At 66.5% G+C, this 23,867-nt stretch carries 22 protein-coding genes; 17 read left to right on the top strand and 5 right to left on the bottom strand.

Annotated elements, in window-relative coordinates; genetic code table 11:
* Position 1: 1 nt before the first annotated feature.
* Positions 2 to 415, top strand: coding sequence for a Zn-ribbon domain-containing OB-fold protein (locus EOD43_RS13430; protein WP_127744351.1), 414 nt, complete (start codon positions 2 to 4; stop codon positions 413 to 415).
* Positions 416 to 543: 128 nt separating this feature from the next.
* Here EOD43_RS13430 and EOD43_RS13425 read toward each other — a convergent pair whose 3' ends face one another.
* The 4 genes from EOD43_RS13425 to EOD43_RS13410 are packed head-to-tail and all read right to left on the bottom strand — an operon-like array spanning position 544 to position 5,599.
* Positions 544 to 1,518 carry an NADPH:quinone oxidoreductase family protein gene (locus EOD43_RS13425; protein ID WP_127744350.1) on the bottom strand — a complete coding sequence of 325 codons (975 nt, stop codon included), beginning with the start codon at positions 1,516 to 1,518 and terminating at the stop codon, positions 544 to 546.
* Positions 1,519 to 1,523: 5 nt separating this feature from the next.
* Complete coding sequence (locus tag EOD43_RS13420) at positions 1,524 to 2,162, bottom strand: nuclear transport factor 2 family protein (RefSeq protein WP_127744349.1); 639 nt, start codon at positions 2,160 to 2,162, stop codon at positions 1,524 to 1,526.
* 16 nt (positions 2,163 to 2,178) lie between these two features.
* Positions 2,179 to 3,195, bottom strand: a complete 1,017-nt coding sequence (locus EOD43_RS13415) for an LLM class flavin-dependent oxidoreductase (protein WP_127744348.1) — start codon at positions 3,193 to 3,195, stop codon at positions 2,179 to 2,181.
* A 28-nt stretch (positions 3,196 to 3,223) separates the two neighbouring features.
* Positions 3,224 to 5,599, bottom strand: a complete 2,376-nt coding sequence (locus tag EOD43_RS13410; protein ID WP_127744347.1) for a CaiB/BaiF CoA transferase family protein — start codon at positions 5,597 to 5,599, stop codon at positions 3,224 to 3,226.
* A gap of 229 nt (positions 5,600 to 5,828) precedes the next feature.
* On the opposite strand from EOD43_RS13410, the gene cofH reads away from it, so the two are divergent.
* From cofH to EOD43_RS13340, 14 genes are all read left to right on the top strand, one after another.
* On the top strand, positions 5,829 to 8,153 hold the full coding sequence (gene cofH, locus EOD43_RS13405; protein ID WP_127744346.1) for a 5-amino-6-(D-ribitylamino)uracil--L-tyrosine 4-hydroxyphenyl transferase CofH: 2,325 nt from the start codon (positions 5,829 to 5,831) through the stop codon (positions 8,151 to 8,153).
* Positions 8,128 to 8,802 carry an NADPH-dependent F420 reductase gene (npdG, locus tag EOD43_RS13400; RefSeq protein WP_127744345.1) on the top strand — a complete coding sequence of 225 codons (675 nt, stop codon included), beginning with the start codon at positions 8,128 to 8,130 and terminating at the stop codon, positions 8,800 to 8,802. The genes cofH and npdG overlap by 26 nt, the downstream gene beginning before the upstream one ends.
* Positions 8,802 to 9,539 (top strand): coenzyme F420-0:L-glutamate ligase, encoded by a 738-nt coding sequence (gene cofE / locus EOD43_RS13395; RefSeq protein WP_127744344.1) that lies wholly within the window; start codon positions 8,802 to 8,804, stop codon positions 9,537 to 9,539. The genes npdG and cofE overlap by 1 nt, the downstream gene beginning before the upstream one ends.
* A gap of 221 nt (positions 9,540 to 9,760) precedes the next feature.
* On the top strand, positions 9,761 to 10,984 hold the full coding sequence (locus tag EOD43_RS13390) for a cytochrome P450 (protein ID WP_127744343.1): 1,224 nt from the start codon (positions 9,761 to 9,763) through the stop codon (positions 10,982 to 10,984).
* Complete coding sequence (locus EOD43_RS13385; protein ID WP_127744342.1) at positions 10,981 to 11,193, top strand: ferredoxin; 213 nt, start codon at positions 10,981 to 10,983, stop codon at positions 11,191 to 11,193. The genes EOD43_RS13390 and EOD43_RS13385 overlap by 4 nt, the downstream gene beginning before the upstream one ends.
* Positions 11,190 to 12,371: an acyl-CoA dehydrogenase family protein gene (locus EOD43_RS13380; RefSeq protein ID WP_127744341.1), complete on the top strand. Its 1,182-nt coding sequence runs from the start codon at positions 11,190 to 11,192 to the stop codon at positions 12,369 to 12,371. The genes EOD43_RS13385 and EOD43_RS13380 overlap by 4 nt, the downstream gene beginning before the upstream one ends.
* 1 nt (position 12,372) lies before the next feature.
* Complete coding sequence (locus tag EOD43_RS13375; RefSeq protein WP_127744340.1) at positions 12,373 to 13,482, top strand: acyl-CoA dehydrogenase family protein; 1,110 nt, start codon at positions 12,373 to 12,375, stop codon at positions 13,480 to 13,482.
* Positions 13,483 to 13,493: 11 nt separating this feature from the next.
* Entirely contained in the window at positions 13,494 to 14,492 is a 999-nt protein-coding gene (locus EOD43_RS13370; RefSeq protein WP_127744339.1) for an NADP-dependent oxidoreductase, read from the top strand.
* A gap of 21 nt (positions 14,493 to 14,513) precedes the next feature.
* Positions 14,514 to 15,722: an acetyl-CoA C-acetyltransferase gene (locus EOD43_RS13365; protein ID WP_127744338.1), complete on the top strand. Its 1,209-nt coding sequence runs from the start codon at positions 14,514 to 14,516 to the stop codon at positions 15,720 to 15,722.
* Positions 15,723 to 15,778: 56 nt separating this feature from the next.
* Positions 15,779 to 16,156 (top strand): c-type cytochrome, encoded by a 378-nt coding sequence (locus tag EOD43_RS13360; protein WP_127744337.1) that lies wholly within the window; start codon positions 15,779 to 15,781, stop codon positions 16,154 to 16,156.
* Between the two features lie 11 nt (positions 16,157 to 16,167).
* Positions 16,168 to 17,436, top strand: coding sequence for a CaiB/BaiF CoA transferase family protein (locus EOD43_RS13355; protein ID WP_127744336.1), 1,269 nt, complete (start codon positions 16,168 to 16,170; stop codon positions 17,434 to 17,436).
* The gene (locus EOD43_RS13350) at positions 17,433 to 18,215 is read left to right on the top strand and encodes an SDR family NAD(P)-dependent oxidoreductase (protein WP_127744335.1); all 783 of its coding nucleotides are present in this window, start codon (positions 17,433 to 17,435) and stop codon (positions 18,213 to 18,215) included. The genes EOD43_RS13355 and EOD43_RS13350 overlap by 4 nt, the downstream gene beginning before the upstream one ends.
* Positions 18,216 to 18,409: 194 nt before the next feature.
* Positions 18,410 to 19,288 (top strand): enoyl-CoA hydratase, encoded by an 879-nt coding sequence (locus EOD43_RS13345; protein WP_127744334.1) that lies wholly within the window; start codon positions 18,410 to 18,412, stop codon positions 19,286 to 19,288.
* The gene (locus EOD43_RS13340) at positions 19,285 to 20,697 is read left to right on the top strand and encodes a M20/M25/M40 family metallo-hydrolase (RefSeq protein ID WP_240653181.1); all 1,413 of its coding nucleotides are present in this window, start codon (positions 19,285 to 19,287) and stop codon (positions 20,695 to 20,697) included. Before EOD43_RS13345 ends, EOD43_RS13340 begins: the two co-directional genes overlap by 4 nt.
* Positions 20,698 to 20,793: 96 nt before the next feature.
* On the opposite strand, the gene EOD43_RS13335 is transcribed toward EOD43_RS13340, so the two are convergent.
* Positions 20,794 to 21,966: an acetyl-CoA C-acetyltransferase gene (locus tag EOD43_RS13335; RefSeq protein ID WP_127744333.1), complete on the bottom strand. Its 1,173-nt coding sequence runs from the start codon at positions 21,964 to 21,966 to the stop codon at positions 20,794 to 20,796.
* Between the two features lie 135 nt (positions 21,967 to 22,101).
* Here EOD43_RS13335 and EOD43_RS13330 point away from each other — a divergent pair, with 135 nt between their 5' ends.
* Both EOD43_RS13330 and EOD43_RS13325 read left to right on the top strand, forming a co-directional pair.
* Complete coding sequence (locus tag EOD43_RS13330) at positions 22,102 to 23,124, top strand: phosphotransferase family protein (protein ID WP_240653180.1); 1,023 nt, start codon at positions 22,102 to 22,104, stop codon at positions 23,122 to 23,124.
* Positions 23,121 to 23,858 carry an SDR family NAD(P)-dependent oxidoreductase gene (locus tag EOD43_RS13325; protein WP_127744332.1) on the top strand — a complete coding sequence of 246 codons (738 nt, stop codon included), beginning with the start codon at positions 23,121 to 23,123 and terminating at the stop codon, positions 23,856 to 23,858. Before EOD43_RS13330 ends, EOD43_RS13325 begins: the two co-directional genes overlap by 4 nt.
* The last annotated feature ends 9 nt before the right edge of the window (positions 23,859 to 23,867 follow it).

Raw genomic sequence — 23,867 nt, 5'->3', positions numbered from 1 at the left:
CATGGGCATTCCCGTCCACGCCCCCAAGTTCGAAAGCGACCTGCTCAAGCCCTTTTACGAAGGGCTGGCCGAAGGCGAACTGCGTTTGACTGCCGATACCGAAACCGGCGAATGGGTCTGGTATCCGCCCGAAATGGTCTCGGGCCGTCCGCACGCGACGCTGGAATGGAAGAAGGCGAGCGCCGAGGGCACCGTCTATACCCACACCACCGTCGTCCGCAGCCTGCTGCCCGGCGATCACAAGGCCGAGGTGCCGTTCACCGTCGTCCTGGTCGAGCCGGACGACGCGCCAGGCTGCCGCGTGCCGGGGCTGTTCGTGGCGGACGAGGGCGTCGCGGCGGTCTGCGACATGCGCGTGCGGCTGCAGCCGGTGCAAGCTGGCGATCATGTGATCGCGGGGTTTGCGCCTCTTTAATTCATCCTCCCCCGCCAGGGGGAGGTGTCAGCGTAGCTGACGGAGGGGGAGGACGGCGACCAAGCTGCGTTTCGTGTCGTCCCCCTCCGTCGCCTTCGGCGCCACCTCCCCCTGGCGGGGGAGGATTTTTAAGGAAGGACGACAACCTTCCCCTCGACCTTCCGGTCCAGCATCGCCCGCAGCGCCTCGCCACCACGTTCCAGCGGCACTCGCAGCCCGATATGTGGCTTGAACGCGCCGTCCTCATACATCGCCGCCAGTCGATCGGCATTGGCGCGATAGCCCACCGGATCGGCGCTCGCGAACGCGCCCCACGCCACGCCGACGATATCGGCCTGACGCAGCAGCGGCAGGTTGAGCGCGATGCTGGGGATCGTGCCTGCCGCAAAGCCGATCACCAGATGGCGCCCGTGCAGCGCGATGCTGCGAAACGCCGCCTCGCTGAGCGAACCGCCGACCGGATCGAAGATCACATCGACCCCGCGCCCGCCGGTGCGATCGCGGATCGCCTGTTTCAGATCCTCGGCGGCATAATCGATCACGTCGTCGGCGCCATGCGCGCGCGCCAGATCGAGTTTTGCGGCGTTCGATGCCGCCGCGATCACCGTCGCGCCCATCGCCTTGGCGACTTCGACCGCCGCCAGCCCGACGCCGCCCGCCGCGCCCAGCACCAGCACGGTCTCGCCCGCCTGCAATCGCCCGCGATCGTGGAGCGCGTGGAAGGCGGTGCCATAGACCATCGTGAAGACGGCCCCGGTTTCGAAATCCATGCTGGGGGAAAGCGGCACCACCCGGCTCGCGGGCACGACCATCGCTTCGGCGAACGCGCCCGACAGCGCATAGGCGGCGACCCGGTCGCCGATGTTCCAGCCGGTCACGCCCGGCCCGATCGCGTCGATCAGGCCAGCGGCCTCACCGCCCGGCGCGAAGGGAAGGGGCGGCTGGCGCTGGTACATGTTGCGGATGACCAGCGCGTCGGGGAAGTTCACCCCCGCCGCGCGCACGGCGATCCGCACTTCGCCCGGCCCCGGTTCGGGTGCGGGCACGTCGCGCATGACGAGCGTTTCCGGCTCGCCATGCGCCTCGCACATCAATGCGCGCATGGGGATCAGTTGCCCCGGAACGCCTTCTGCATCGTATAAAAGTCGTCGCTCGGGAAACGCTCGCTATGCTGGCCGGCGGGCCAGGAGGCGAACGGCGTCGTCGCGGGGATGACCTGCGAATAATCCGAAAGGCCGCGGCGCTGGATGATCTTCCACACGCCGTTGCGGCGCTCCAGCCGGTCGATATACCGGCCTTCCATGAAGGCATCTTCCTCGCCACCGCCGGTCTTGGCGTCGCGGCGATGGTGCGCGAAATAATAGCATTCGCTCAGCGCCTGATCGCCCTTCACCTCGATCGCGACGTTCGAAATGTGGTGCGCGGTATATTTGACGCTGTTCAGGATCTTCAGCGCGAAGCCGACGAAGTCGGTCGACAGGCCGTTGAACCCGCCATGATGATGCTTCGATTCCGGCCAGAAGCAGCCGCGCAGCAGCGCCTCGTCCACGCGATCATTGGCGCGGGCATAATCGAACAGAACCTTCTGGATCGCATCCTTCGATTCCAGCACGTCGAGCCGCGACGCGACGTCGCCGCCCGAAGGCTTGGCTGCCTTCGCGCCCGAAGCGATCGCGGCGAGGCCGACGGGCACCGCCAGCATCGTCCACAGCGAACGGCGGCGCAGGTTCGGATTGTCCTCGGTCATCCTCTTATCTCCCTTTTCAGGCCGCCAGAGCGGCGCGGGCTTCGTCGGCCAGGCCCAGTTCGATCAGCTTGGGCAGCACTTCCTTTTCGAACAGGCGCAGGCTTGCCCACGACAATTCGGGGTCGATCCCGCCCAACAGCGCGTGGAAGGTCAGCTGGCCGGTATTGCCAAGGTTCTTGGCGATCTCGACGCATTCGTCGGGCGTCACCACCTTGATGTTCGGCATCTTCTTCAGCTCCTCGACCGTCTCGGCCGCGCTGTAGCGGGTCTGGCCCTCGCCGCGCTCCTTCGCCCATTCGGCATAGGTGTTGAACGCATAGGCGATGTGCGGCGCCAGCAGCGGCCAGTCACGGTCGGGATTGTCCGTAACGTAGAGGAAGCTCGGCCCCGGCGTGGTCAGTTCTTCCGGCGCCGGATAGCCGCACTTTTCGCGCTCTTCCTTATAGATGCGGAACAGGTCGGGCGTGCCGGGGAAATATTGATAGCCCTTGCGCGCAGCGCGCAGAGCCGACTTTTCGGTCGAACCGCCCATGTAGATCTTCGGCCCGCCCGGCGTGTAGGGCTTGGGCGTCACGCGCACATTGCGGCCCTGAAACTCGAAATGCTCGCCGGTCCATGCCTTCGCGCAGGTATCGAGCGCCTCGGTCTGGATGGCGAGGCGCTTCGACATGTCCTTGCCGAACATTTCGAATTCGTGCGGGCGATAGCCCATGCCCGCAGTGAAGACGAGGCGGCCCTTCGACATGATGTCGAGCACGGCAAGGTCTTCGGCCAGACGCAGCGGCTCGTGCATCGTGACGACCAGCGCGGACAGGTGCGCCAGGATGTTGGTGGTCGTGCCGAAGATCGCGGCGGCCATGATCATCGACGACGGGCAATAGCCGCCATCCGCATCATGATGCTCGGCCAGATAGACCTGCTTGAAGCCCAGCTTGTCGGCCCAGGCCGACTGCTCGATCGCGGTGCGATAGAGCGCTTCGTGCGGCGCGCCGAAATCGGGGCGGTTCATGTCGTAACGGAGATTGAGTTCCATCGGGGCAGTCCTGAAAATGAAAGGGGGATCAGGCGGCGGTGGCCGCGGGGATATGTTCGATCGCGATGCGGCGGGCGATCAGATCGTCGATCGCCTCCGCGCTGAAACCGGCCTCGGCCAGGATATCGCGCGTATGTTCGCCAAGCCGGGGCGCGGAGCCCTTCTTGACGCCGGGCGTGCCGCTCAGCCGGTTGAGTAGGCCAAATTCGCGGATGTGCTGGTAGATCGAGTTCTTGTCCTCGAACACGCGGTTGGTTTCCTGCGCCCAGGGCTCGTGCAGAACTTCCTTGGCCCAGTTCTTGTTATAGACGATCTCGGCGGGCGCACCGGCGGCGTCGAGGATCGCGAAGGCTTCTTCGCTGGTCTTGCCGATGAAGAAAGGCGCGATGATCTCGCCCAGATCGGCGTCGTTGATCGTGCGGTCCACGGCGTTGCCATAACCCTGCTCGGTCGGCAGTTCGGGGCGGCCGATCGCGCGGGCGAGGGCGGCGAAGCTCGCATCGTCGCGTGCGCAGATGCACACCCATCCGTCGGTCGTCTGATAGATGCGGTCGAGCGCGCTGAACCCGGTCTGCGCCTGATCGAGGCGCATGCCGTAAACCACGCGATCCTCGGCATCGAGGAAATGTTCGGACGTCGTCCACAGGCTCGAATGGAGCTGCGGGCATTCGACATAGTCACCCTTGCCGGTGCGATAGCGGTTCTCGACCGCCATCAGCACCGCGGCGGCGCCCAGGAAGCCGTTGTTGTAATCCTCGTTGCCGAACACCGAACGGGTCGGCGGGTTGCCCGCACCGCCACCTTCGTAGAGCAGCCCGGTCCAGCCCGAGACGAGCGGCGCGAAGCTCTTGAGCAGCGACTTCGGCCCGCGCGATCCATAGCCGGGCAGATAGGTGTAGATCAGGTCGGGCTTGATCGCGGTCAGCGTCTCATAACCGATGCCCAACTTGTCGGCCTTGCCGGGGCGCAAATTGTGCATGATCACGTCGGCGGTCTCGACCAGCTTGTGCGCGGCGGCGAGGCCTTCGGGCGACTTGAGGTTGAGCACGATGCCGCGCTTGCCGCGCTGCGCCGCGTCGAACACGTCGGGCAGGGGGCGCATCTGATCGCCTTCGGGCGTCTCGATCTTGATCACGTCGGCGCCAAGGTCCGACATCAGCCGGCCCGCATAACCGCAAGCGAAGAAGGACGAGAAGTCGAGGACGCGCAGCCCTTCCAGCGCATGTTTGATCGGCGCGCCCTTGGGGCTGATCGGCTGCGCGGGGCGGGCGGGCAGGCTCGCCAGCTTGTCGTTATCCGCGCCGATCGCCGGGGCGGGCGTGGGAGTCGACGGCTGCGCGCTGCCGAAGCGGACGGCGGGGCCGGCCTGCTTGATCGTGCCGAAATCGGGATCGGCCAGCTCGATCCGCTGCCCGACAAACTCGACCTGATCGTCGAGCAGGATCTCGGCGGGTTCGAGCACGGGCAAAGCGGCGACGTCGGCGGCGTGGAACGCCTTGATCCATTCGTCGCGATTCTTGGTCTTGGTGCGTTCGAACACCTCGACGCGCGCGATCTGATATTCCTCGTCGTTCAGCGGGGTGGCCATTTCCGGCCCCTTCACCTGCTGGATGCGATCGGCAAAGCCCAGCACGTCCATCGCCGACTTGAAGCCGCCGGGGCCGCCGGTGTGGATCTGCATGAACAGGCCGTCGGCGCATTCGAACATGCCGGTGATCAGGCGGGTATGGCCGAAACGGTCCATCGCGCCGGCATCGGCCGTCTTGATGTAGGACAGACCCGCTTCCTGCCACCAATTGTTCATCGGCGACTGCGCCGACATCGCGTCGAGCAGCGACGCGCGCACCGTCTGTCCCGCGCCGGTTTCGCGGCGCGCGCGGATCGCGGCGAGCAGGCCGATATTCGCCAGGAACGCCTGACCGTAATGGAGCGCGGGATGCCCCGGATACATCGGGCCGGGGCGGAAGCTGCTCGCCTTGTCCACCATCAGGCCCAGCTTCGCGGCGGCCAGCGACTCGCCATAGGGGCGATCGGCATAAGGCGTGTCGTCGCCATAGGCTTCGAGCGCGCAGACGATCAGGCCGGGATTGTCACCCTCCAGCGCCTCGCGATCGAGGCCCAGCGCGCGCGCCTGCTCGGTCGTCATCGAATGGATGAAGATGTCCGCCTTGGCGATCAGGGCCTTCAGCTTCACGCGGTCGTCGCCATCCTCATAGGACAGCTCGACGCTGGCCTTGCCGCGGTCCCATGCCTTGCGGGTCACGTCGTGCGCGAAGAAGGTGCCGCCATGCGGCTCGACCTTGATCACCTCGGCGCCATGATCGGCCAGCATCATGCTGGTGATCGCACCGGGCATGACGCGCGATGCATCGACGACCACCAGCGAGTCCAACGGTCCGGCCATTTCGATCCTCTCTCATTCTCGTGGGCGGCGCGTTAAAAGGCGCCGATCAACCTGTCCCATCTCAATCAAAGTTGCATTGGGGATGCAAGCAATTTAGCACAGCTGTGCAAATTGTTCGATCCCGCATGTCCGGAACGATGCGGCAATTTGCATAAGAAACACTGGCCTTCCGGGCGCTTTTGCCCGACAGGAGCAGGGTGGAGAGAAGGCTTGAAAACGGGCTGCTGACATGAACGACTCGGAATTCCGGACATTGGTGGATCGCCCGCTGGACGCGATGATGGCGGCGGCGGAGGCGATGACCCTCGAAGGGCATGGTGCGCTCGTCACCTATTCGCGCAAGGTGTTCATCCCCCTGACGCGCCTGTGCCGCGACGTGTGCCACTATTGCACCTTCGCGACCACGCCGAAGAAAGCGGGCAAGGCCTATCTGTCGGCGGACGAGGTTCTGGCCATCGCCCGCGAAGGCGTCGCCGCCGGCTGCCGTGAGGCTTTGTTCACGCTGGGCGACCGTCCCGAGGATCGTCATCCCGCGGCGCGCATCGCGCTCGACGCCAGCGGCCATGCCTCGACGCTCGATCTGCTGCTCGACATGGCGAAGCTCGTGTTCGAGGAAACGGGCCTCCTCCCTCACCTCAATGCCGGGATGATGGACGAGGCCGATTTCCGCCGCCTCCGCCCCGTCTCGGCATCGATGGGCATCATGCTGGAAACGATCTCGGATCGCCTCTCCGAAAAGGGCGGCCCGCATTATGGATCGCCCGACAAGCTGCCGTCGTCGCGTCTCGCGACGATGGAAGCGGCGGGCCGCGCGGGCATTCCGTTCACGACCGGACTGCTGATCGGCATCGGCGAAACCCGTGAGGAACGGATCGAGGCGCTGATCGCGATCCGCGATCTGCACGCGCGCTACGGCCATATTCAGGAAGTCATCATCCAGAACTTCCGCGCCAAGCCCGGCACGAAGATGGCGAACGCGCCCGAACCGTCGCTGGAGGACCATGCCTGGACGATCGCGGCCGCGCGCCTGATCCTCGGCCCGGTCATGACGATCCAGGCGCCGCCGAACCTGCACGCGGGTGAGGAACTGGCGACCCTGCTGCGCGCGGGCGTCAACGATTGGGGTGGCGTTTCGCCGGTCACCCCCGATCATGTGAACCCCGAAGCGCCCTGGCCGCACCTCGCTTTGCTCGACGCCGCCACCCGCGCGGCGAAGCGGACGCTGCGCGAACGCCTCGCGGTCGGCCCCGCTTATGCGCAGGAGGCCGAACGCTGGCTCGAACCCGCCATCGCCAAGGCGGTCGTGCGGCAGGTCGATGCCAAGGGGCTTCCGGTCGTCGACAGCTGGCATCCCGGCGGCACCGATGCGATGCCGCAGATGCCCGCCGCGGGCGTGGGCGCCGATGATGCCCGGCTCGACGCGATCCTCGATCGCGCGACCGCCGGTGAGGAACTAATCGAGGCCGAGATCGTCCGCCTCTTCGCCGCCGAAGGGCCGGAGGTCGGCCGTATCGCCGCCGCGGCGAACCGGCTGCGCGTGGCGAATGCGGGGGAGACGGTCACCTACGTCGTCAACCGCAACATCAACTATACCAACATCTGCCTCTACAAATGCGGCTTCTGCGCCTTTTCGAAGGGCAGCACGAAGGCGATGCGCGGCCCCGCCTACCGCCTCGACCTCGCCGAAGTCGGCCGCCGCGCCGCCGAAGCGTGGGATCGCGGCGCGACCGAAGTCTGCCTGCAGGGCGGCATCCATCCGGACTATGACGGCAACACCTACCTCTCGATCCTCGAGGCGGTGAAGACGGCGGCGCCCGACATTCACATCCACGCCTTCTCCCCGCTCGAAGTCACGCATGGCGCGCAGACGCTCGGCCTGCCGCTCGGCGAGTTTCTGTCGCGGTTGAAGGATGCGGGGCTTTCGACCCTGCCGGGCACCGCCGCCGAAATCCTCGACGACGAAATCCGCGAGAAGATCTGCGTCGACAAGGTGAATACCGAGGAATGGCTGAACGTGATGCGCACCGCGCACAATGTCGGCCTGCGCTCGACCGCGACGATCATGTTCGGCCATGTCGAGGGCTATCGCCACTGGGCGCGCCACTTGCTGCGCATCCGCAAGTTGCAGGCGGAGACGGGCGGCTTCACCGAGTTCGTGCCGCTGCCCTTCGTCCACATGGAGGCGCCGATGTGGCGTAAGGCTTTGGTCCGCTCCGGCCCCTCGGCGCGCGAGGCGCTGCTGATGCAGGCGGTCGGCCGGCTGGTCCTCCACCCGCTGATCACCAATGTTCAGGCAAGCTGGGTGAAGCTGGGCGAGGCCGGCGTGCTCCAGGCGCTCGAAGCCGGGGTCAACGATCTCGGCGGCGTCCTGATGGATGAATCGATCACCCGCGCGGCGGGTGGGCAGAACGGCCAGATCTGGGATGCGTCGCAAATGGCGGCGGTCGCGGCGAAGGCCGGGCGCCCGGTGCGCCAGCGCACGACACTTTATGGGCAGGTCGATCGGCCGGCCCCGACAGGAGACGAGAATGACGACCAACGCTGCTTCGCCTGATACGACCATCGCGATCATTGGCGGCACCGGCAAGCTGGGCGCCGCGATCGGCCGCCGGCTCGCGCAGGCGGGACGCAAGGTGATCCTGGGTTCGCGCAGCGCCGAAAGCGCCGTCGCGAAGGCCGAGGAACTGGGCTTCGGGCTGACGGGCCTCAGCAATGCCGATGCGGCGGCGGCGGGCGATGTCCTGATCGTCACCGTCCCCTTCGCCGCGCAGGATGCGACGCTCGCCGAGATCGCGCCCTTCGCCGCCGGCAAGATCGTGTGCGACACCACCGTGCCGCTCGTCCCGCCGAAGGTGATGCGCGTGCAGATGCCGGCCGAAGGCAGCGCCGCCGTCCGCGCGCAGCAGATCCTGGGCGAAGGCGTCACCGTCGTTTCGGGCTTCCACAATGTCGCCGCCCACAAGCTGGCGACCGACGACGATATCGGCTGCGACGTTCTCGTCTTCGGTGACGACAAGGCCGCCCGTTCGGTGATCGTCGAACTGGCCGATGCCGCCCGCCTGCGTGGTCTCCACGGCGGCGCGCTCGCCAATTCGGCGGCGGCCGAGGCGCTGACCTCGGTGCTGATCTTCATGAACAAGACCTACAAGGTCGACGGCGCCGGCATCCGCATCACCGGCGAACTGATCCCGCTGGAAGATTGATGATCGAGATCGTCGGCCTCGACGCGATCGGGGAAGTGGGGGAGGGGGCGGACCTCGCCGCCCTCCTCGCCGATGCGCTGCGCGCGAAGCATATCGAACTGCGTGATGGCGACGTCCTCGTCGTCACGCAGAAGATCGTGTCGAAGGCCGAAGGTCGCATGATCGCGCTCGACGCGGTCCTGCCCGATGCGGCGGCACAAGAACTGGCCGCCACGACACGTAAGGATCCGCGCCTCGTGGCGCTGGTGCAGGCGGAATCGTCGGCGATCGTCCGCGCGGTGCCGCACGTCCTGATCACGCGCCACAATACCGGGCACGTCATGGCCAATGCCGGGATCGACCAGTCGAACCTCGGCCCCGATCGCGACGGCTATGCGCTGCTGCTACCGCAGGATCCCGATGCGTCCGCCGCGCGTCTGCATGAGGCGCTGGGCGTCGCGATCGTCATCTCGGACAGTTTCGGCCGCCCGTGGCGCTACGGCGTCGTCAACGTCGCGATCGGTGCTGCAGGCCTGCCGGCTCTCATCGATCGGCGTGGCGAGCAGGATCGCGATGGCCGCGTCCTCGAAGTCACCCAGGTCGCGCTCGCCGATGCCGTCGCCAGCGCCGCGGGCCTCGCGACGGGGGAGGGGGCCGAGGGGGTTCCCGCCGCGCTCGTCCGCGGCGTCCACTGGACCGCGCCGAACAATCCCGCGGCGGCGATCGTGCGCCCGCCGCATGAGGATCTGTTCCGCTAAACAGCCTGCGACTCGGCGATAATCCTCGCCGACCGTATCGAAACACCCGGTTTCCCATAAGGATCGGCGGCGGCGCATCCCCTATGCGAATGCCCGGATTCGTGCGGGTAATTATGACCGGATGCGCAAAAACAGTGCAGAAACCCGATTGCCGTTGACAGGCCATCCCACCCACGTCATTTCTAACCACAGATGCAGATTTCACTGCACCGGGGAGAGTGATGGCTACCGTTCCTGATCATGTGCCGGCGGAGCTTGTAAAAGACTTCAGCTATTTCACCGGTCCGGGCATGTGCCCGATGCGCGGCGGCGATCCGCAGGGGGCGCTTGCCGCGCTCCATGATGGCCCGCCCGTCTTCTATGCGCCGAACAACACCTATGACGGCTACGGCACCTGGGTGTTCGTGCGTGCCGAGGATCAGCGCCGCGTGCTGCAGGATGCGGAGACCTTCTCCTCGCACCGCAAGATTTTCGAAAAGGCGCTCGGCTACGATCTGCCGACGATCCCGCTTGAGGTCGATCCGCCCGAACATGGCGCCTATCGCTCGCTGCTCAACCCGCTGCTCAGCCCCAAGCGCGTCATGGCGATGGAAACCGCCAACCGCGCCCGCGCCGTCGAGCTGATCGAGGCGATCAAGGCCAAGGGCAATGACTGCGAAGTCATGAACGAGTTCGCCTTTCCGTTCGCGGTCGGCGTGTTCCTCGAATTCCTGGGCCTGCCCCAGTCGCGCCGCGAGGAATTCCTCGGCTGGGCCGACAAGCAGTTCCACGGCACGCCGGAGGAACGTGGCGAGGCGATCCGCACCGTCATCGCCTTCATGCAGGAACTGGTCGAGCTGCGCCGTCGCGAGCCGGCCGAAGACTTCATGACCTTCGTCGTTCAGGCGAAGGTTGATGGTCGCGAGATGACCGACAAGGAAGCTGTCGGCATGGGCGCGCTCCTGTTCGTCGCGGGGCTCGACACCGTCGCCGCCGCCATCGGCTTCGATTTCCGCTACCTCGCCGAAAACCCGAAGCAGCAGGAGGAGCTGCGCGCCGAGCCGAAGGGCGTGGTTCTGGCCGTCGAGGAGCTGCTGCGCGCCTTCCCGACCGTGATCATGACGCGCATCGCTTCGCGCGATACCGAATATGATGGGATCAAGATCAAGAAGGGCGATCGCATCTCGTGCCCGTCGATGGTCGCGAACCGCGATCCGGAAGAGTTTCCCGATCCCAATACGATCGATCTGGCGCGCCCGAACAACCGGCACGTCGCCTTTGCTTATGGTCCGCACCGGTGCCTCGGGTCGCATCTTGCCCGGCGCGAACTCGCGATCGCGATGGAGGAATGGCTGAAGCGCATCCCCACCTTCCGCCTGAAGGACGATGTCGCGCCGACCACTTATGGCGGCCACGTCTTCGGGATCGAAGACGTGCGGCTGGCTTGGGGGGCGGCAGGCCAATGAAAATCCGTGTCGTGAAGGAAAAGTGCGCGGGCCACGCCCGCTGCTGGGCGCAGTCGCCCGAAATCTACGATCTCGATGATGAGGGTTACATCCTCGATCACGATATCGACGTGCCCGAGGGGCAGGAGCGTGCCGCATGGCTCGGCGCCAAATCGTGCCCCGAACGCGCGCTCGTCATCGAAGACTATAAGAAGGACAGCGCCGCGTGAGTGAAGCGTTCCGGGCCGAAGCGCGTGCGTGGCTGGAGGCGAACTTCCCGCCCTCGCTCGCCTTCAAGAATCCGGTCCCCTACCAGAATGACGCCCCCTATGCGGAGGGTGATCCCGACTGGATTGTCTGGCGCGATCGCATGGCCGAAAAGGGCTGGGGCGCTCCGGGCTGGCCGAAGATGTACGGCGGCGGTGAGCTCGATCATGAGCAGACCAAGATCCTGACGCAGGAAATGCGGCGCATCGGGGCGTTCAACCCGATGAAGATGACCGGCTATACGATGCTCGGCCCGACGCTGTTGGAGTTCGGCACCGAGGAGCAGAAGGCGCAGCACCTGCCCGGCGTCGCCAAGGGCGTGACCCGCTGGTGCCAGGGCTTTTCCGAACCCGGCGCCGGTTCGGATCTCGCCTCGCTCCAGACGAAATGCGTCGACATGGGCGATCATTATCTGGTCGAGGGGCAGAAGATCTGGACCTCGGGCGCGAACCACGCCGACTGGTGTTTCGCGCTCGTCCGCACCGATACCAGCTCGAAGCAGGGCGGTATCTCCTTCCTGCTGATCGACATGAAAAGCGAGGGTGTGGAAACGCGCCCGATCACGCTGATCAGCGGATCGACCCATTTCTGCGAGATGTTCCTGAACGCCGTGAAGGTGCCCAAGGAAAATCTGGTCGGTGAAATCAACAAGGGCTGGGGCATCGCCAAGCGCCTGCTCCAGTTCGAACGCGACAGCCTGTCCGAAGGGCGTGGCGAGGGCGTTCCCCTCCTGCCGCTCGCGCAGGAACGGGTGGGCACCGACGCCGAAGGCCGTATCGCCGACAGCGATCTGCGCACCCGGCTCGTCGCCCATGCGATGCGCGCACAGGCCTATAACCTGACGATGGGCCGGATCGCGGCCGAAGGTAAGGCGGGACAGCGCAACGACGCGCTGGTGCCCGTCCTCAAGAATCTCGGGTCGGATGTCGCGCAGGTGCGCGCCGACCTGATCATGGAAATCCTTGGCGAGCAGGGCCTCGGCTGGAGCGGTGAGGGCTATTCGGACGTCGAGCTCGACGCCTCGCACCAATGGCTCCACGCGCGCGCCTTCTCGATCTACGGCGGGAGCTTCGAGATTCAGAACAATATCGCGGCCAAGGTGCTGCTGGGCCTTCCCAGCGCGCCGGCTCCGGGGCGCTGACATGGCGGTGCTCACCGAAGAACAGACGATGCTGCGCGACATGGCGGCCGAATGGGTGCCCGATCGCGCGCCCGTCACCGCCTTCCGCCGCGTCGCGCATGAGAAGCTGGGCCACGATCCCGAATTGTGGTCCGAAATTGCCGGCACGATGGGCTGGGCGGGCATCCTCGTTCCCGAAGAGCATGGCGGCTCCGATTTCGGTTATCTCAGCATGGGCCTCGTGCTGGAGGAGATGGGGCGCACCCTCGTCGCATCCCCGCTGATCGCAACGGGCGTGCTGGGCGTCAGCGCGCTGCGCCTGGGTGGCAATGCCGAACAGCAGGCCGCCTGGCTTCCGCGCATCGCGACCGGCGAGGCGATTGTCGCGTTCGCCTGCGATGAGGATGGCCGCCACGATCCGGCGAACGTCAAGCTGACCGCGAAGCGCGACGGCGACGGTTTCCGCCTCGACGGCGTCAAGGCGCCGGTCTCCGAAGGCGTCTCCGCCGATCTGCTGATCGTTGCCGCGCGCGACGAAGCCGGTGAGATCGTCCTGCTCCTCGTCCCCGGCGACGCCGCCGGCGTCACCCGCACCCGTCTCGATCGCATCGACGGGCGCGAAGCGGCTCTGATCCGCTTCGACGGCGTGATCGTGGGCGCCGATGCCGCGCTCACCGGTGGCGCTGCCCTTCTCGATCGCGTTCTCGATCGCGGGCGTGCGGGCCTCGCCGCCGAAATGCTCGGCAGCGCGACGCAGGCGTTCGATACGACGGTCGATTATCTCAAGACCCGCGTCCAGTTCGGCCAGCTGATCGGCTCGTTCCAGGCGCTCCAGCACCGCGCGGTCGCGATGCAGGGCGAATTGCTGATGACCCGCTCTGCGGTCGAAGCCGCGCTCGCCGCGCTCGACGAGGATCGCGACGATGCCCCCATGCTCGTCTCGCTCGCCAAGGCGATCGCGGGCGACACGCTGCGCCTCTGCTCGCGTGAGATGGTGCAGATGCATGGTGGTATCGGCATGACCGAGGAACATGACGCCGGCTTGTACTACAAGCGATCGGCGACGGCGGACGCGACCGGGGGCAACGGCGCCTTCCACCGCGAACGCTACGCCCGCCTCGCGGGCTATTGAGGAGTTTGGCGATGCGTTCGCGTGAAGTGCGGCTCGAACGGCGGCCAAATGGCAGCCCGGTCCGCGACGACTTCTCTTTCGCCGAAGTCGATCTGCCCGATCCCGGCCCCGGCGAGGTGCAGGTGCGTAACCTGTACATGGCGATGGACCCCGCGATGCGCGGCCGCATGAGCGAGGCGCGCTCCTATGTGCCCCCGTTCGAACTCGGCAAGGCGATGGAAGGCCCGGCGGTGGGCGAGGTTGTCGCGTCGAACGATCCGAACTTCGCGCCCGGCGATCTCGTCTGGTCGCGCCTTGGCTGGCGTGAGGGCTTCACCGCACCCGCCGACAAGGTCGAAAAGCGTTCGCGCGATCTCCCGCCGCAGGCCTATCTGGGCTTTGCGGGCATGACCGGCCTCACCGCTTATGTCGGCCTGCTCCACAGCGCCGCGCTCAAGCCCGGCGACACCGTGTTCGTCTCGGCCGCGTCGGGTGGCGTCGGTTCGGTCGTCTGCCAGATCGCCAAATTGAAGGGCCACAAGGTCATCGGTGCGGCGGGCGGCGAGCGCAAGAAGCGGTATCTGCTCGACGTCCTCAAGCTCGACGGCGCGATCGACTATAAGGCTGAGCCGAGCCTCACCAAAGCGCTCGCGCGCGAGGCTCCGCAAGGCATCGACGTCTATTTCGACAATGTCGGCGGCGATCATCTGCAGGCCGCGCTCGCGATCGCGAACAAATATGCGCGCTTCGCCCTGTGCGGGATGATCTCGCAGTACAATTCGACCGAGCCTTCAGCCGCCCCGCGCAATCTGACGGCCGCGGTGACGAAGGAACTCACGCTTCAGGGCTTCATCGCGCTCAACCATCTCGACAAGATGGACGCGTTCCTGGCCGACGTCCGCGCCTGGCACGCCGCCGGCCTGCTGACCTCGGCGGAGACCGTCTATGAAGGGCTCGATCGCTCGCTCGAAGCCTTTGACGGCCTGTTCGACGGCTCCGGCCTCGGCAAGATGCTCGTCAAGATCGCCTGATTTCGGACTGAAAGGATTTCCATGCGCCGCGCCGCCATCGTCTCGCCCATCCGCACCGCCGTCGGCGGCTTCGGCGGCAGCCTCGCCAACATTCCGGCAGGCGAACTGGGCGCGATCGTCCTGAAGGCGCTGCTCGCGCGCACCAAGATCGATCCCGAACGGATCGACGACGTCGTGTTCGCGCAAGGCTATGGCAATGGCGAGGCGCCCGCCATCGGCCGCTGGGCCGCGCTTGCCGCCGGTCTCCCGATCGAGGTTCCGGGCTATCAGCTCGATCGTCGCTGCGGCTCGGGCCTGCAGGCGGTGATCGACGCCGCGATGATGATCCAGACGGGCGCCGCCGATGTCGTCGTCGCGGGCGGCGTCGAAAGCATGTCGAACGTCGAATATTATTCGATCGACCATCGCCGTGGCGCGCGCTCGGGCTCGACCACCTTCCACGATCGCCTGACGCGCGGCCGTGTCATGTCGCAGCCGATCGAGCGTTTCGGCGTGATCTCGGGCATGATCGAGACGGCGAACAACCTCGCCTCCGACTACAATATCAGCCGCGAGGAGTGCGACGCTTATGCGCTGCGCAGCCATCGCCGCGCCGCCGCTGCCTGGGCCGAGGGCAAGTTCGACGACGAACTGGTGCCTGTCGCCGTTCCCCAGAAGCGCGGCGAGCCGGTGATCTTTGCCAAGGACGAAGGCATCCGTGCCGAAGCGACGATGGAATCGCTGGGCGCGCTCCGTGCGATCGAAAAGGGCGGTGTCGTGACCGCAGGCAATGCCAGCCAGCAGAATGACGCCGGCGCCGCCTGCCTCGTCGTCGCCGAAGACAAGCTCGCCGAACTCGGGCTCGAGCCGATGGGCTGGTTCCACAGCTGGGCTGCGGCCGGCTGCGAGCCGTCGCGCATGGGCATCGGCCCGGTCCCCGCGACCGAGCGCCTGTTCCGCCGCACCGGTCTTTCGTGGAAGGATATCGGCCTCGTCGAACTCAACGAAGCTTTCGCGCCGCAGGTGCTCGCCTGCCTCAAGGGCTTCGGCTGGGGCGGGGAAGAGGATTGGGGCGATCGCCTCAACGTCAACGGATCGGGCATCTCGCTCGGCCACCCGATCGGCGCGACCGGCGGACGCATCCTGGCGAACCTGCTGCGCGAAATGAACCGCCGCGAAGTCCGCTACGGCCTCGAAACGATGTGCATCGGCGGCGGGCAGGGTCTCGCGGCAGTGTTTGAGCGCGCCTGAACAGGCTAATCACGAACGGTTCAGCCGCCGTCGGGCAGGGACCGCAACGTGAAAGGATGACGATGATGCGTATCGGTGTGATTCTGGGGGCAATGGCGCTGGCGGCGACCTCGACGGGGGCTTTTGCCGCGGGCGATGCGGCGAAGGGCAAGACCGTCTTCGCCCGCTGCATGGCGTGTCACAAGACGGTTGCGGGGCAGAATGGCCTCGGCCCCAGTATGGCCGGTATCGTCGGGCGCAAGGCCGCCACGGTCGCAGGCTTCAACTATTCCCCCGCGATGAAGGGCAGCGGCCTTACGTGGACCACCGCCAATCTCGATGCCTATCTCACGAAGCCGACGGCGAAGGTGCCCGGCACGCGGATGATCTTCATGGGCATTCCGAAGCCCGAAGATCGGGAAAACCTGATCGCCTATCTCGCGACGCTGAAATAAGGACAAAAGAAGTGGCAGGTTTCGCGCTCGAAGGCGTCAAGGTGCTCGATCTCTCGCGGGTTCTCGCGGGTCCGTGGTGCACGCAGATCCTTGCCGATTTCGGCGCGGACGTCCTGAAGATCGAGGCCCCCGGCGCGGGTGACGACACCCGCAGCTGGGGCCCGCCCTATCTGACCGGTCCGGATGACATGCCGGGTGAAAAGGGCGAGAGCGGCTATTATCTCTCGGCCAACCGCAACAAGCGTTCGGTGGCGGTGAACCTGGCCGATCCGCGCGGTGCGGACCTGATCCGGCGCTTAGCCGCCGAAGCCGATATCGTGGTCGAGAATTTCAAGCTCGGCGGCCTCAAGAAATACGGCCTCGATTATGCGAGCCTGAGCGCGATCAACCCGCGCCTCGTCTATACGTCGATCACCGGCTTCGGGCAGACCGGCCCCTATGCCGATCGCGCCGGCTATGACTTCGTGGCCCAAGCGATGGGCGGCCTGATGAGCATCACCGGCGAAAAGGACGGCCCCCCGCTCAAGGCCGGCGTCGCCATCACCGATCTCTCCACCGGCATGTATGCCGCCACCAGCACGCTGATGGCGCTGCGCCATGCCGAGCGAACGGGCGAGGGGCAGCATGTCGACGTGTCGCTGCTCGACACCCAAATCGCGATGCTCGCCAATCAGGCGCTCACCTACCTCGTCGGCGGCTATTCGCCGGGGCGCCTGGGCAACGCGCACCCCACCGTCGTTCCCTATCGCCTGTTCCCGACGTCGGATGGCGAGATCGTGATCGCGGTCGGAAACAACGGCCAGTTCCGTCAGCTCGTCGCCGTCCTCGGCGCGCCGGAAATGGCCGACGATCCCCGCTATGTCGGCAATGGTGAGCGCGTGATCAATCGTGACACGCTCGAACCCACGCTCGACGCGCTGACCCGCACGTGGGACGGCACCGAACTCACCAATGCGCTGCTGGCCAAGGGCGTGCCCGCAGGCCCCGTCAACTCGGTCGGCGACATCCTGACCGACGAATTCGCCGAAGCGCGCGGCACCGTGCACCATTTCGATCGTGGCGATGGCGCGAAGGTGCCAAGCGTCGCTTATCCGGGCAAGCTCAGCGCCACGCCCGCCACCTTCCGCCGCATGCCCCCGCGCGTCGGCGAACATAGCCGCTCGGCGCTCGCCGAATGGCTGCATCTCAGCGACACCGAATTGGACGCGCTCGCCGAAGCCGGCGTGATCGCGGATCGCGCCGACCTGCTGGCGCGCACGAAACAGGGAGAACATGCATGAAGCTCGACGCAACCATCGCAGCCGTCGTCACCGGCGGCGCATCGGGCCTGGGCGCCGCCACCGCGCGCGCGCTGGCCGCCAAGGGGGTGAAGGTCGCCCTGTTCGATCTCAACGCCGAACTGGGTGAGGCGCTGGCCAAGGAACTGGGCGGCACCTTCTGCGAAGTGAACGTGACGGACGAAGCCTCGGTCGAGGCCGGTTTCGCCAAGGCGCGCGCCGCGCATGGTCAGGAACGCATCCTCGTCAACTGCGCCGGCACCGGCAGCGCGCAGAAGACCGCGAGCCGCGACAAGGCGACCGGCCAGACTAAGCATCATGATCTGGAGCTGTTCCGCCGCGTCGTGAACATCAACCTGATCGGCACCTTCACCTGCATCGCCAAGTCGGCGCAGGGCATGCTCGATCTGGAGCCGTTCGAACACAATGCGCGCGGCGTGATCGTCAACACCGCATCGGCCGCGGCCGAGGACGGGCAGATGGGTCAGGTCGCCTATTCGGCGTCGAAGGGCGGCGTCGTCGCCATGACCCTGCCGATCGCGCGCGACCTGATGGGCGACGGCATCCGCATCAACACGATCCTGCCGGGCATCTTCGATACCCCGCTGATGGGCCGCGCGAGCCAGCAGGTCCGCGACTCGCTCGCCGCCTCGGTTCCCTTCCCCAAGCGTTTCGGTGAGCCGGCGGAATATGCCCAGCTGGCGATCGCGATGATCGAGAACGACTATTTCAACGGCGAAGACGTCCGCCTCGACGGCGCGATCCGCATGGCGCCGCGCTGATATTCTGATCTGGGAGGAGGGGAGGCAGTTCTCCCTCCTCCGCTCGTGTCGAGCGAAGTCGAGACACGTCCCCACACACCACCCAGCCAACGTGTCTCGACTTCGCTCGACACGAGCGGAGGTAGGTTGGCTTATCTCAATTGAAAACTGTACCGCTGTGCAGTATTTCAATGGCAATCAGAGAGGATTGCGACATGACCGACACCACCCAGGATCCCTGCTTCGTCAGCTATGAGGTGCGCGACGGCACCGCCTGGGTGATGCTCGATCGCCCGCAATATTCGAACGCGCAGAATTACCGCCTGCTCAACCAGCTCGACGCCTGTTTCCGGCGCGCGGTGGAGGATGATGCGGTCAAGGTCATCGTGCTGGGTGGCAACGGCAAGCACTTCTCCGCCGGCCACGATCTCGGCACGCCGGACAAGGATACCAAGTTCGAACGTGAGCGGATCGACCTGTGGTGGAACCACACCGACAAGGAAGGCGCGGAGTCGCAATACGTCCTCGAACAGGACGTCTATCTGGGCCTCTGCCGCCGCTGGGCCGCGATCCCCAAGCCGATGGTCGCGATGGTGCAGGGCGCGTGCATTGCGGGCGGCCTCATGCTCGCCTGGGTGTGCGACATGATCGTCGCGTCGGACGATGCCTTTTTCCAGGATCCGGTCGTCCGCATGGCGCAGCCTGGCGTCGAATATTTCGCCCACGCCTTTGAACTGCCGCCGCGCATCGCGCGCGAATTCCTCTATCTGGGGCAGCGCATGTCGGCCGATCGCGCCTATCAGTACGGCATGGTCAACCGCGTCGTTCCCCGCGCCGACCTGCAGGACGAAGTCGCCAAGATCGCCGCCGAGATCGGCGAGCGCCCGCGCCTCGGCCTCGCGCTCACCAAGCAGGCGGTCAATCTGGTCGAGGATCTGCGCGGCAAGCGCACCGCGATGGACGGCGTCTTCCACATGCACCATTTCGCGCACGCCCAGAACCAGCTCGTCTCGGGCAGCCTGATCGGCGGCGTGGGCCTCAAGCAGATGGCCGAAGCCAACAAGGGCGAAGCCCAAAAAGGCGAATCCAAGTGAGCCGCCGCCTTCGGGCGGTCATCGCGACATTGCTGATGACCAGCGGCATCCCGGCCGCCGCCGCAGACCTGCGTCCCGACCAGAAGGCGTTTCGTGCGCTGTTCGAGGAGATGGTCAACACCGATACCTCGGCGACCACCGGCTCCTGCACGCTCGCTTCCGAACGCCTCCTCGCCCGCATGCGCGCCGGCGGTTTCAAGGCGGGGGAGGCCGATCTGTTCGTCCCCGAAGGCAAGCCCAAAGATGGCGGCGTGATCGCGCGCATCGCCGGCACCGATCCGAAGGCCAAGGCGATCCTGCTCGTCGACCATATCGACGTTGTCGCGGCGAAGCGCGAGGATTGGTCGCGCGATCCCTTCACCCTGGGGGAGGAGGATGGCTGGTTCATCGGGCGCGGCGTGATCGACGACAAGGCGCTCGTCGCGATCTGGGCCGACATGCTGATCCGCATGAAGGCCGAAGGTTTCCGCCCACGCCGTACGATCAAGTTCGCCGCGACCTGTGGCGAGGAAAGCGGTCTCGCGACCAACGGCGTCAAATGGCTGATCGCGAACAAGCGCGACGCGGTCGACGCGGGCTTCGCGCTCAACGAAGGCGGGCATGGCCTCGCCGACAAGGACGGCAACCCCATCGCGATGCTCCTCGCCGTCGGCGAAAAGCATAGCCAGACCTTCACGATCGAGGCGCGCAATCCGGGCGGCCACAGTTCGCGCCCGCGCGCCGACAATGCGATCTACGATCTGGCCGACGCGCTGGAGAAGATCCGCGCCTTCCACTTCCCGGTTACTCCCAGCCCGGTCGTCACCGCCTATCTCGAACGGATGGGGCCGGTCTTCGGTGGGGATAAGGGCGCGGCGATGACCGCCTTCGCTGCGGGCAAGGCCGATGACGCGCAGCAAAAACTCGTCTTCGGCGATGCGATGCTCAACGCGATGCTGCGCACCACCTGCGTCGCGACCACCTTCGACGCCGGCCACGCGGTCAACGCGCTCCCGCAGCGCGCGCGCTCGACGATCCAGTGCCGTCTGCTGCCGGGCGACACGACGGAGAATGTGCAGAAGACGCTGGCCGCGTTGCTCCCCGCAGGCGTCACCCTGCTCCCGCCCGAACGCGACGGCGATCCGACCGCGATCGCCCCGCCGCTGACCCCCGCAATCCTCGGCCCAGCCGAAGCGGTGGCAAAGGTGCAATTTCCGGGCGTGCCGGTGGTCCCGAACCTGCTCACCGCAGGCACTGACGGCCGCTATCTGAGTGCTGCGGGCATCCCCACCTACGGCGTCCCCGGCATCGCGATCGACGCCGACGGCAACGGCGCGCATGGCCTCAACGAGCGCGTGCGGGTGCGCAGCGTCTATGCGGGGCGCGATTATCTCTACGATCTGGTGAAACGCTATTCGCTAGCGCGCTAACGTATCGTCATCCCCGCGAAGGCGGGGACCCATCCAGTCTCTCCGCGAGAGACAACACTGGATAGGCCCCCGCCTGCGCGGGGGTGACGTCGAGGCTTACAGACGCTCGACGATCGTCACGTTCGCCATGCCGCCAGCTTCGCACATCGTCTGCAGGCCATAGCGCCCGCCGGTCTGCTTGAGCGAGTTCACTAGCGTCGCCATAATCTTCGCGCCGCTGGCGCCCAGCGGGTGGCCGAGCGCGATCGCGCCGCCGTGGATGTTGAGCTTCGCGGCGTCAGCGCCGATTTCCTTCAGCCATGCCATCGGCACCGGCGCGAAGGCTTCGTTGACTTCGTACAGGTCGATATCGTCGATCGACATGCCCGCCTTCGCCAGCGCCTTCTGGGTCGCCGCGATCGGGGTGTCGAGCATGATGATCGGATCGCCGCCCAGCACGGTCATCTGGTGGATGCGCGCCAGCGGGGTCGCGCCGGTCGCCTTCAGGCCCGCCTCGTTGCACACGAGAACCGCTGCCGCACCGTCGCAGATCTGGCTGGCGTTCGCGGCGGTGATCATGCCGCCTTCGACCAGCGTCTTCACGCCGCCGATCTTCTCCAGCGTGCTGTCGGGCCGGACGCCTTCGTCATGGCCGTGCATGAGGGTGGTGCCGTCCTCCAGCGTGACTTCGAGCGGGATGATCTCGTCGGCGAACTTGCCCGCAGCCGCCGCAGCCGCCGCCTTCTGGTGGCTCTCCAGCGCGAACTGGTCGAGCTGTTCGCGGGTGAAGCCGAACTTCTGCGCCAGCATCTCGGCGCCCTTGAACTGGCTGAACGGCTCGGTGCCGAAACGCGCGTCGAGGCCGGGGCTGCGATAGGTGCCGAAGCCGTGCTTGGCGGCCAGGGTCCACGGCAGGCCCATCGGCACACGCGTCATCGATTCGACGCCGGCGGCGACGACCACGTCCTGCAGGCCGGCCATCACCGTGGCGGCCGCGAAGTGCAGCGCCTGCTGCGACGATCCGCACTGGCGATCGACCGTGGTGCCGGGCACCGTCTCGGGAAAGCCCGCCGCGAGCGCCGCATAACGGCCGATATTCGCTCCCTGCTCACCGCCGGGGCAGGCGCAACCGACGATCACGTCCTCGACCAGCGCCGGATCGACACCCGCGCGATCGACCAGTCCGCGAATCACCGCGCCAGCCAGGTCGGTCGGGTGCCAGCCCGCCATGCGGCCGCCTTTGCGGCCCCCCGCGCTGCGTGCCACTGCTGCGATATAGGCTTCGGCCATCGGTCCGCTCTCCATCCACAATACTATGCATTGCGCTACGCAATTCTGCCCCATAGGTCAAAATCTAAGTTGCCAACGCCGCGTCGGCCATGCAATGTCGGACAAGAGATAAGAGTAAGGTCGAGAGGTTTCACGGTGATCGATGTTGCGGCGCTCGAGCGCTGGATGGACGGGCAGGGGGTCGGCACCGGGCCGATCCGCGATCTCGTTCCCCTGACCGGCGGGTCGCAGAATATCATCGCCCGCTTCTCGCGCGACGGTGGCGAGGAATATGTCCTGCGCCGCCCCCCGCAGCATCCGCGCCCCGACGCCAGTGAGACGATGCGCCGCGAGGCGCGCGTGCTGAAGGCGCTGGCCGGCACCGACGTTCCCCATCCGGCGCTCGTTGCGGCGTGCGGGGATGAAGATGTGCTGGGTGCAGCATTTTACATCATGCGCCCGGTCGATGGCTTCAATCCCGCGACGGGCCTGTCGCCGCTGCTCGCGTCCGATCCCGCGCTCCGCCACCGCCTCGGCCTTGCGCTGGTAGAGGGAATTGCTGCGCTCGGCGCGCTCGATCATGTCGCGCTCGGCCTTGCCGATTTCGGCCGGGGCGAGGGCTATCTGGAACGGCAGATCGGCCGCTGGCGCAAGCAATATGAAGGCTATGCCGCCGCCCCCGAATGGCATGGCGGCGCGGACCTTCCGGGTCTGATGGAGGTCGCCGACTGGCTCTCCGCCAACCTGCCCGCCACCTCGATCCCCGGCATCCTTCACGGCGATTATCACCTCGCCAACGTCATGGTCCGGCCCGACAGCGCGGAGATCGCCGCGATCGTCGATTGGGAACTGGCGACGATCGGCGATCCGCTCGTCGATCTCGGCTGGGTGCTCGCCACATGGCCCGAAGCCGACGGCACCGGCGGCACCTTGCCGATCGAGCCGTGGGCTGGCTTCCCCACCGCCGACGAACTGATCGCCCATTATGCCGCGCGGTCGAAGCGCGATCTGTCGGCCATCGGCTGGTATCGTATCTTCGCCGCGTGGAAGCTCGCCGTGCTGCTCGAAGGCACCTATGTTCGCGCCTGCACGGGCAAGGCCGACAAGGCTGTCGGCGATCGGCTTCACGGCCGCGCGGTCGCGCTGATCAAGCGCGCACAGAATTGGATCGCAGCATGACCAATCCTCTCGATTACACGGCCAAGAAAGTCCTCGTCGTCGGCGGCTCGTCCGGCATCGGCAACGGCATCGCGCAGGCCTTCCGCGCGGCGGGCGCTCAGGTCCACGTCTGGGGCACCCGCGCCAGTGCGGCGGACTATGCGGACGAGGATGGCTCCGATCTCGACGGGCTCGGCTACACTCAGGTCGACGTGTCCTCGCCCGACGCGCTCCTGTCCGCGCCCGCGCCGTTCGACGGGCTCGATATCCTTGTCCTCTCGCAGGGCTCGGTCCTCTACAAGCGGCAGGAATTCGCGCCCGCCGGCTGGGACAAGGTGATGTCGATCAACCTTGACAGCGTCATGCACTCGGCGCAGCGTTTCCATGACGATCTGAAGGCCGCCGCCGGTTCGGTGATCGTCGTCAGCTCGATCGCGGCCTATCGCGCGACGATGGGCAATCCGGCCTATGCCGCGTCGAAGGCGGCCGCCGTCGCTCTGGTCCGCACGCTGGGGCAGGCGTGGGCGCCCGAGGGGATCCGCGTCAACGGCTTCGCCCCGAGTCTCGTTGAAACGAAGATGACCCGCGTCACCACCGAACATCCCGAGCGCCGCGAAAAGGCGCTCGCCAAGATCCCGCTCGCGCGCTTCGGCACCATCGAAGAGATGGCCGGCGTCGCCCTTTTCCTCGCCTCGCCGCTTGCCGGCTACGTCGTCGGTCAGACGATCGTGGTCGACGGCGGGCTCACCCTCTGAGGGACTGCA

The organism is Sphingomonas crocodyli (genome assembly GCF_004005865.1).
GTDB classification, from domain to species: Bacteria; Pseudomonadota; Alphaproteobacteria; order Sphingomonadales; family Sphingomonadaceae; genus Rhizorhabdus; species Rhizorhabdus crocodyli.
The sequence above is the reverse complement of the archived record's forward strand: the minus strand, read 5'-3'. Positions and strand labels throughout refer to the sequence as shown.

Coding starts and splice junctions, on each gene's coding strand:
- EOD43_RS13430 (WP_127744351.1), top strand. CDS start 2: ATGGGCATTCCCGTCCACGCCCCCAAGTTCGAAAGCGACCTGCTCAAG.
- EOD43_RS13425 (WP_127744350.1), bottom strand. CDS start 1,518: ATGCGCGCATTGATGTGCGAGGCGCATGGCGAGCCGGAAACGCTCGTC.
- EOD43_RS13420 (WP_127744349.1), bottom strand. CDS start 2,162: ATGACCGAGGACAATCCGAACCTGCGCCGCCGTTCGCTGTGGACGATG.
- EOD43_RS13415 (WP_127744348.1), bottom strand. CDS start 3,195: ATGGAACTCAATCTCCGTTACGACATGAACCGCCCCGATTTCGGCGCG.
- EOD43_RS13410 (WP_127744347.1), bottom strand. CDS start 5,599: ATGGCCGGACCGTTGGACTCGCTGGTGGTCGTCGATGCATCGCGCGTC.
- cofH (WP_127744346.1), top strand. CDS start 5,829: ATGAACGACTCGGAATTCCGGACATTGGTGGATCGCCCGCTGGACGCG.
- npdG (WP_127744345.1), top strand. CDS start 8,128: ATGACGACCAACGCTGCTTCGCCTGATACGACCATCGCGATCATTGGC.
- cofE (WP_127744344.1), top strand. CDS start 8,802: ATGATCGAGATCGTCGGCCTCGACGCGATCGGGGAAGTGGGGGAGGGG.
- EOD43_RS13390 (WP_127744343.1), top strand. CDS start 9,761: ATGGCTACCGTTCCTGATCATGTGCCGGCGGAGCTTGTAAAAGACTTC.
- EOD43_RS13385 (WP_127744342.1), top strand. CDS start 10,981: ATGAAAATCCGTGTCGTGAAGGAAAAGTGCGCGGGCCACGCCCGCTGC.
- EOD43_RS13375 (WP_127744340.1), top strand. CDS start 12,373: ATGGCGGTGCTCACCGAAGAACAGACGATGCTGCGCGACATGGCGGCC.
- EOD43_RS13370 (WP_127744339.1), top strand. CDS start 13,494: ATGCGTTCGCGTGAAGTGCGGCTCGAACGGCGGCCAAATGGCAGCCCG.
- EOD43_RS13365 (WP_127744338.1), top strand. CDS start 14,514: ATGCGCCGCGCCGCCATCGTCTCGCCCATCCGCACCGCCGTCGGCGGC.
- EOD43_RS13360 (WP_127744337.1), top strand. CDS start 15,779: ATGACGATGATGCGTATCGGTGTGATTCTGGGGGCAATGGCGCTGGCG.
- EOD43_RS13350 (WP_127744335.1), top strand. CDS start 17,433: ATGAAGCTCGACGCAACCATCGCAGCCGTCGTCACCGGCGGCGCATCG.
- EOD43_RS13345 (WP_127744334.1), top strand. CDS start 18,410: ATGACCGACACCACCCAGGATCCCTGCTTCGTCAGCTATGAGGTGCGC.
- EOD43_RS13335 (WP_127744333.1), bottom strand. CDS start 21,966: ATGGCCGAAGCCTATATCGCAGCAGTGGCACGCAGCGCGGGGGGCCGC.
- EOD43_RS13325 (WP_127744332.1), top strand. CDS start 23,121: ATGACCAATCCTCTCGATTACACGGCCAAGAAAGTCCTCGTCGTCGGC.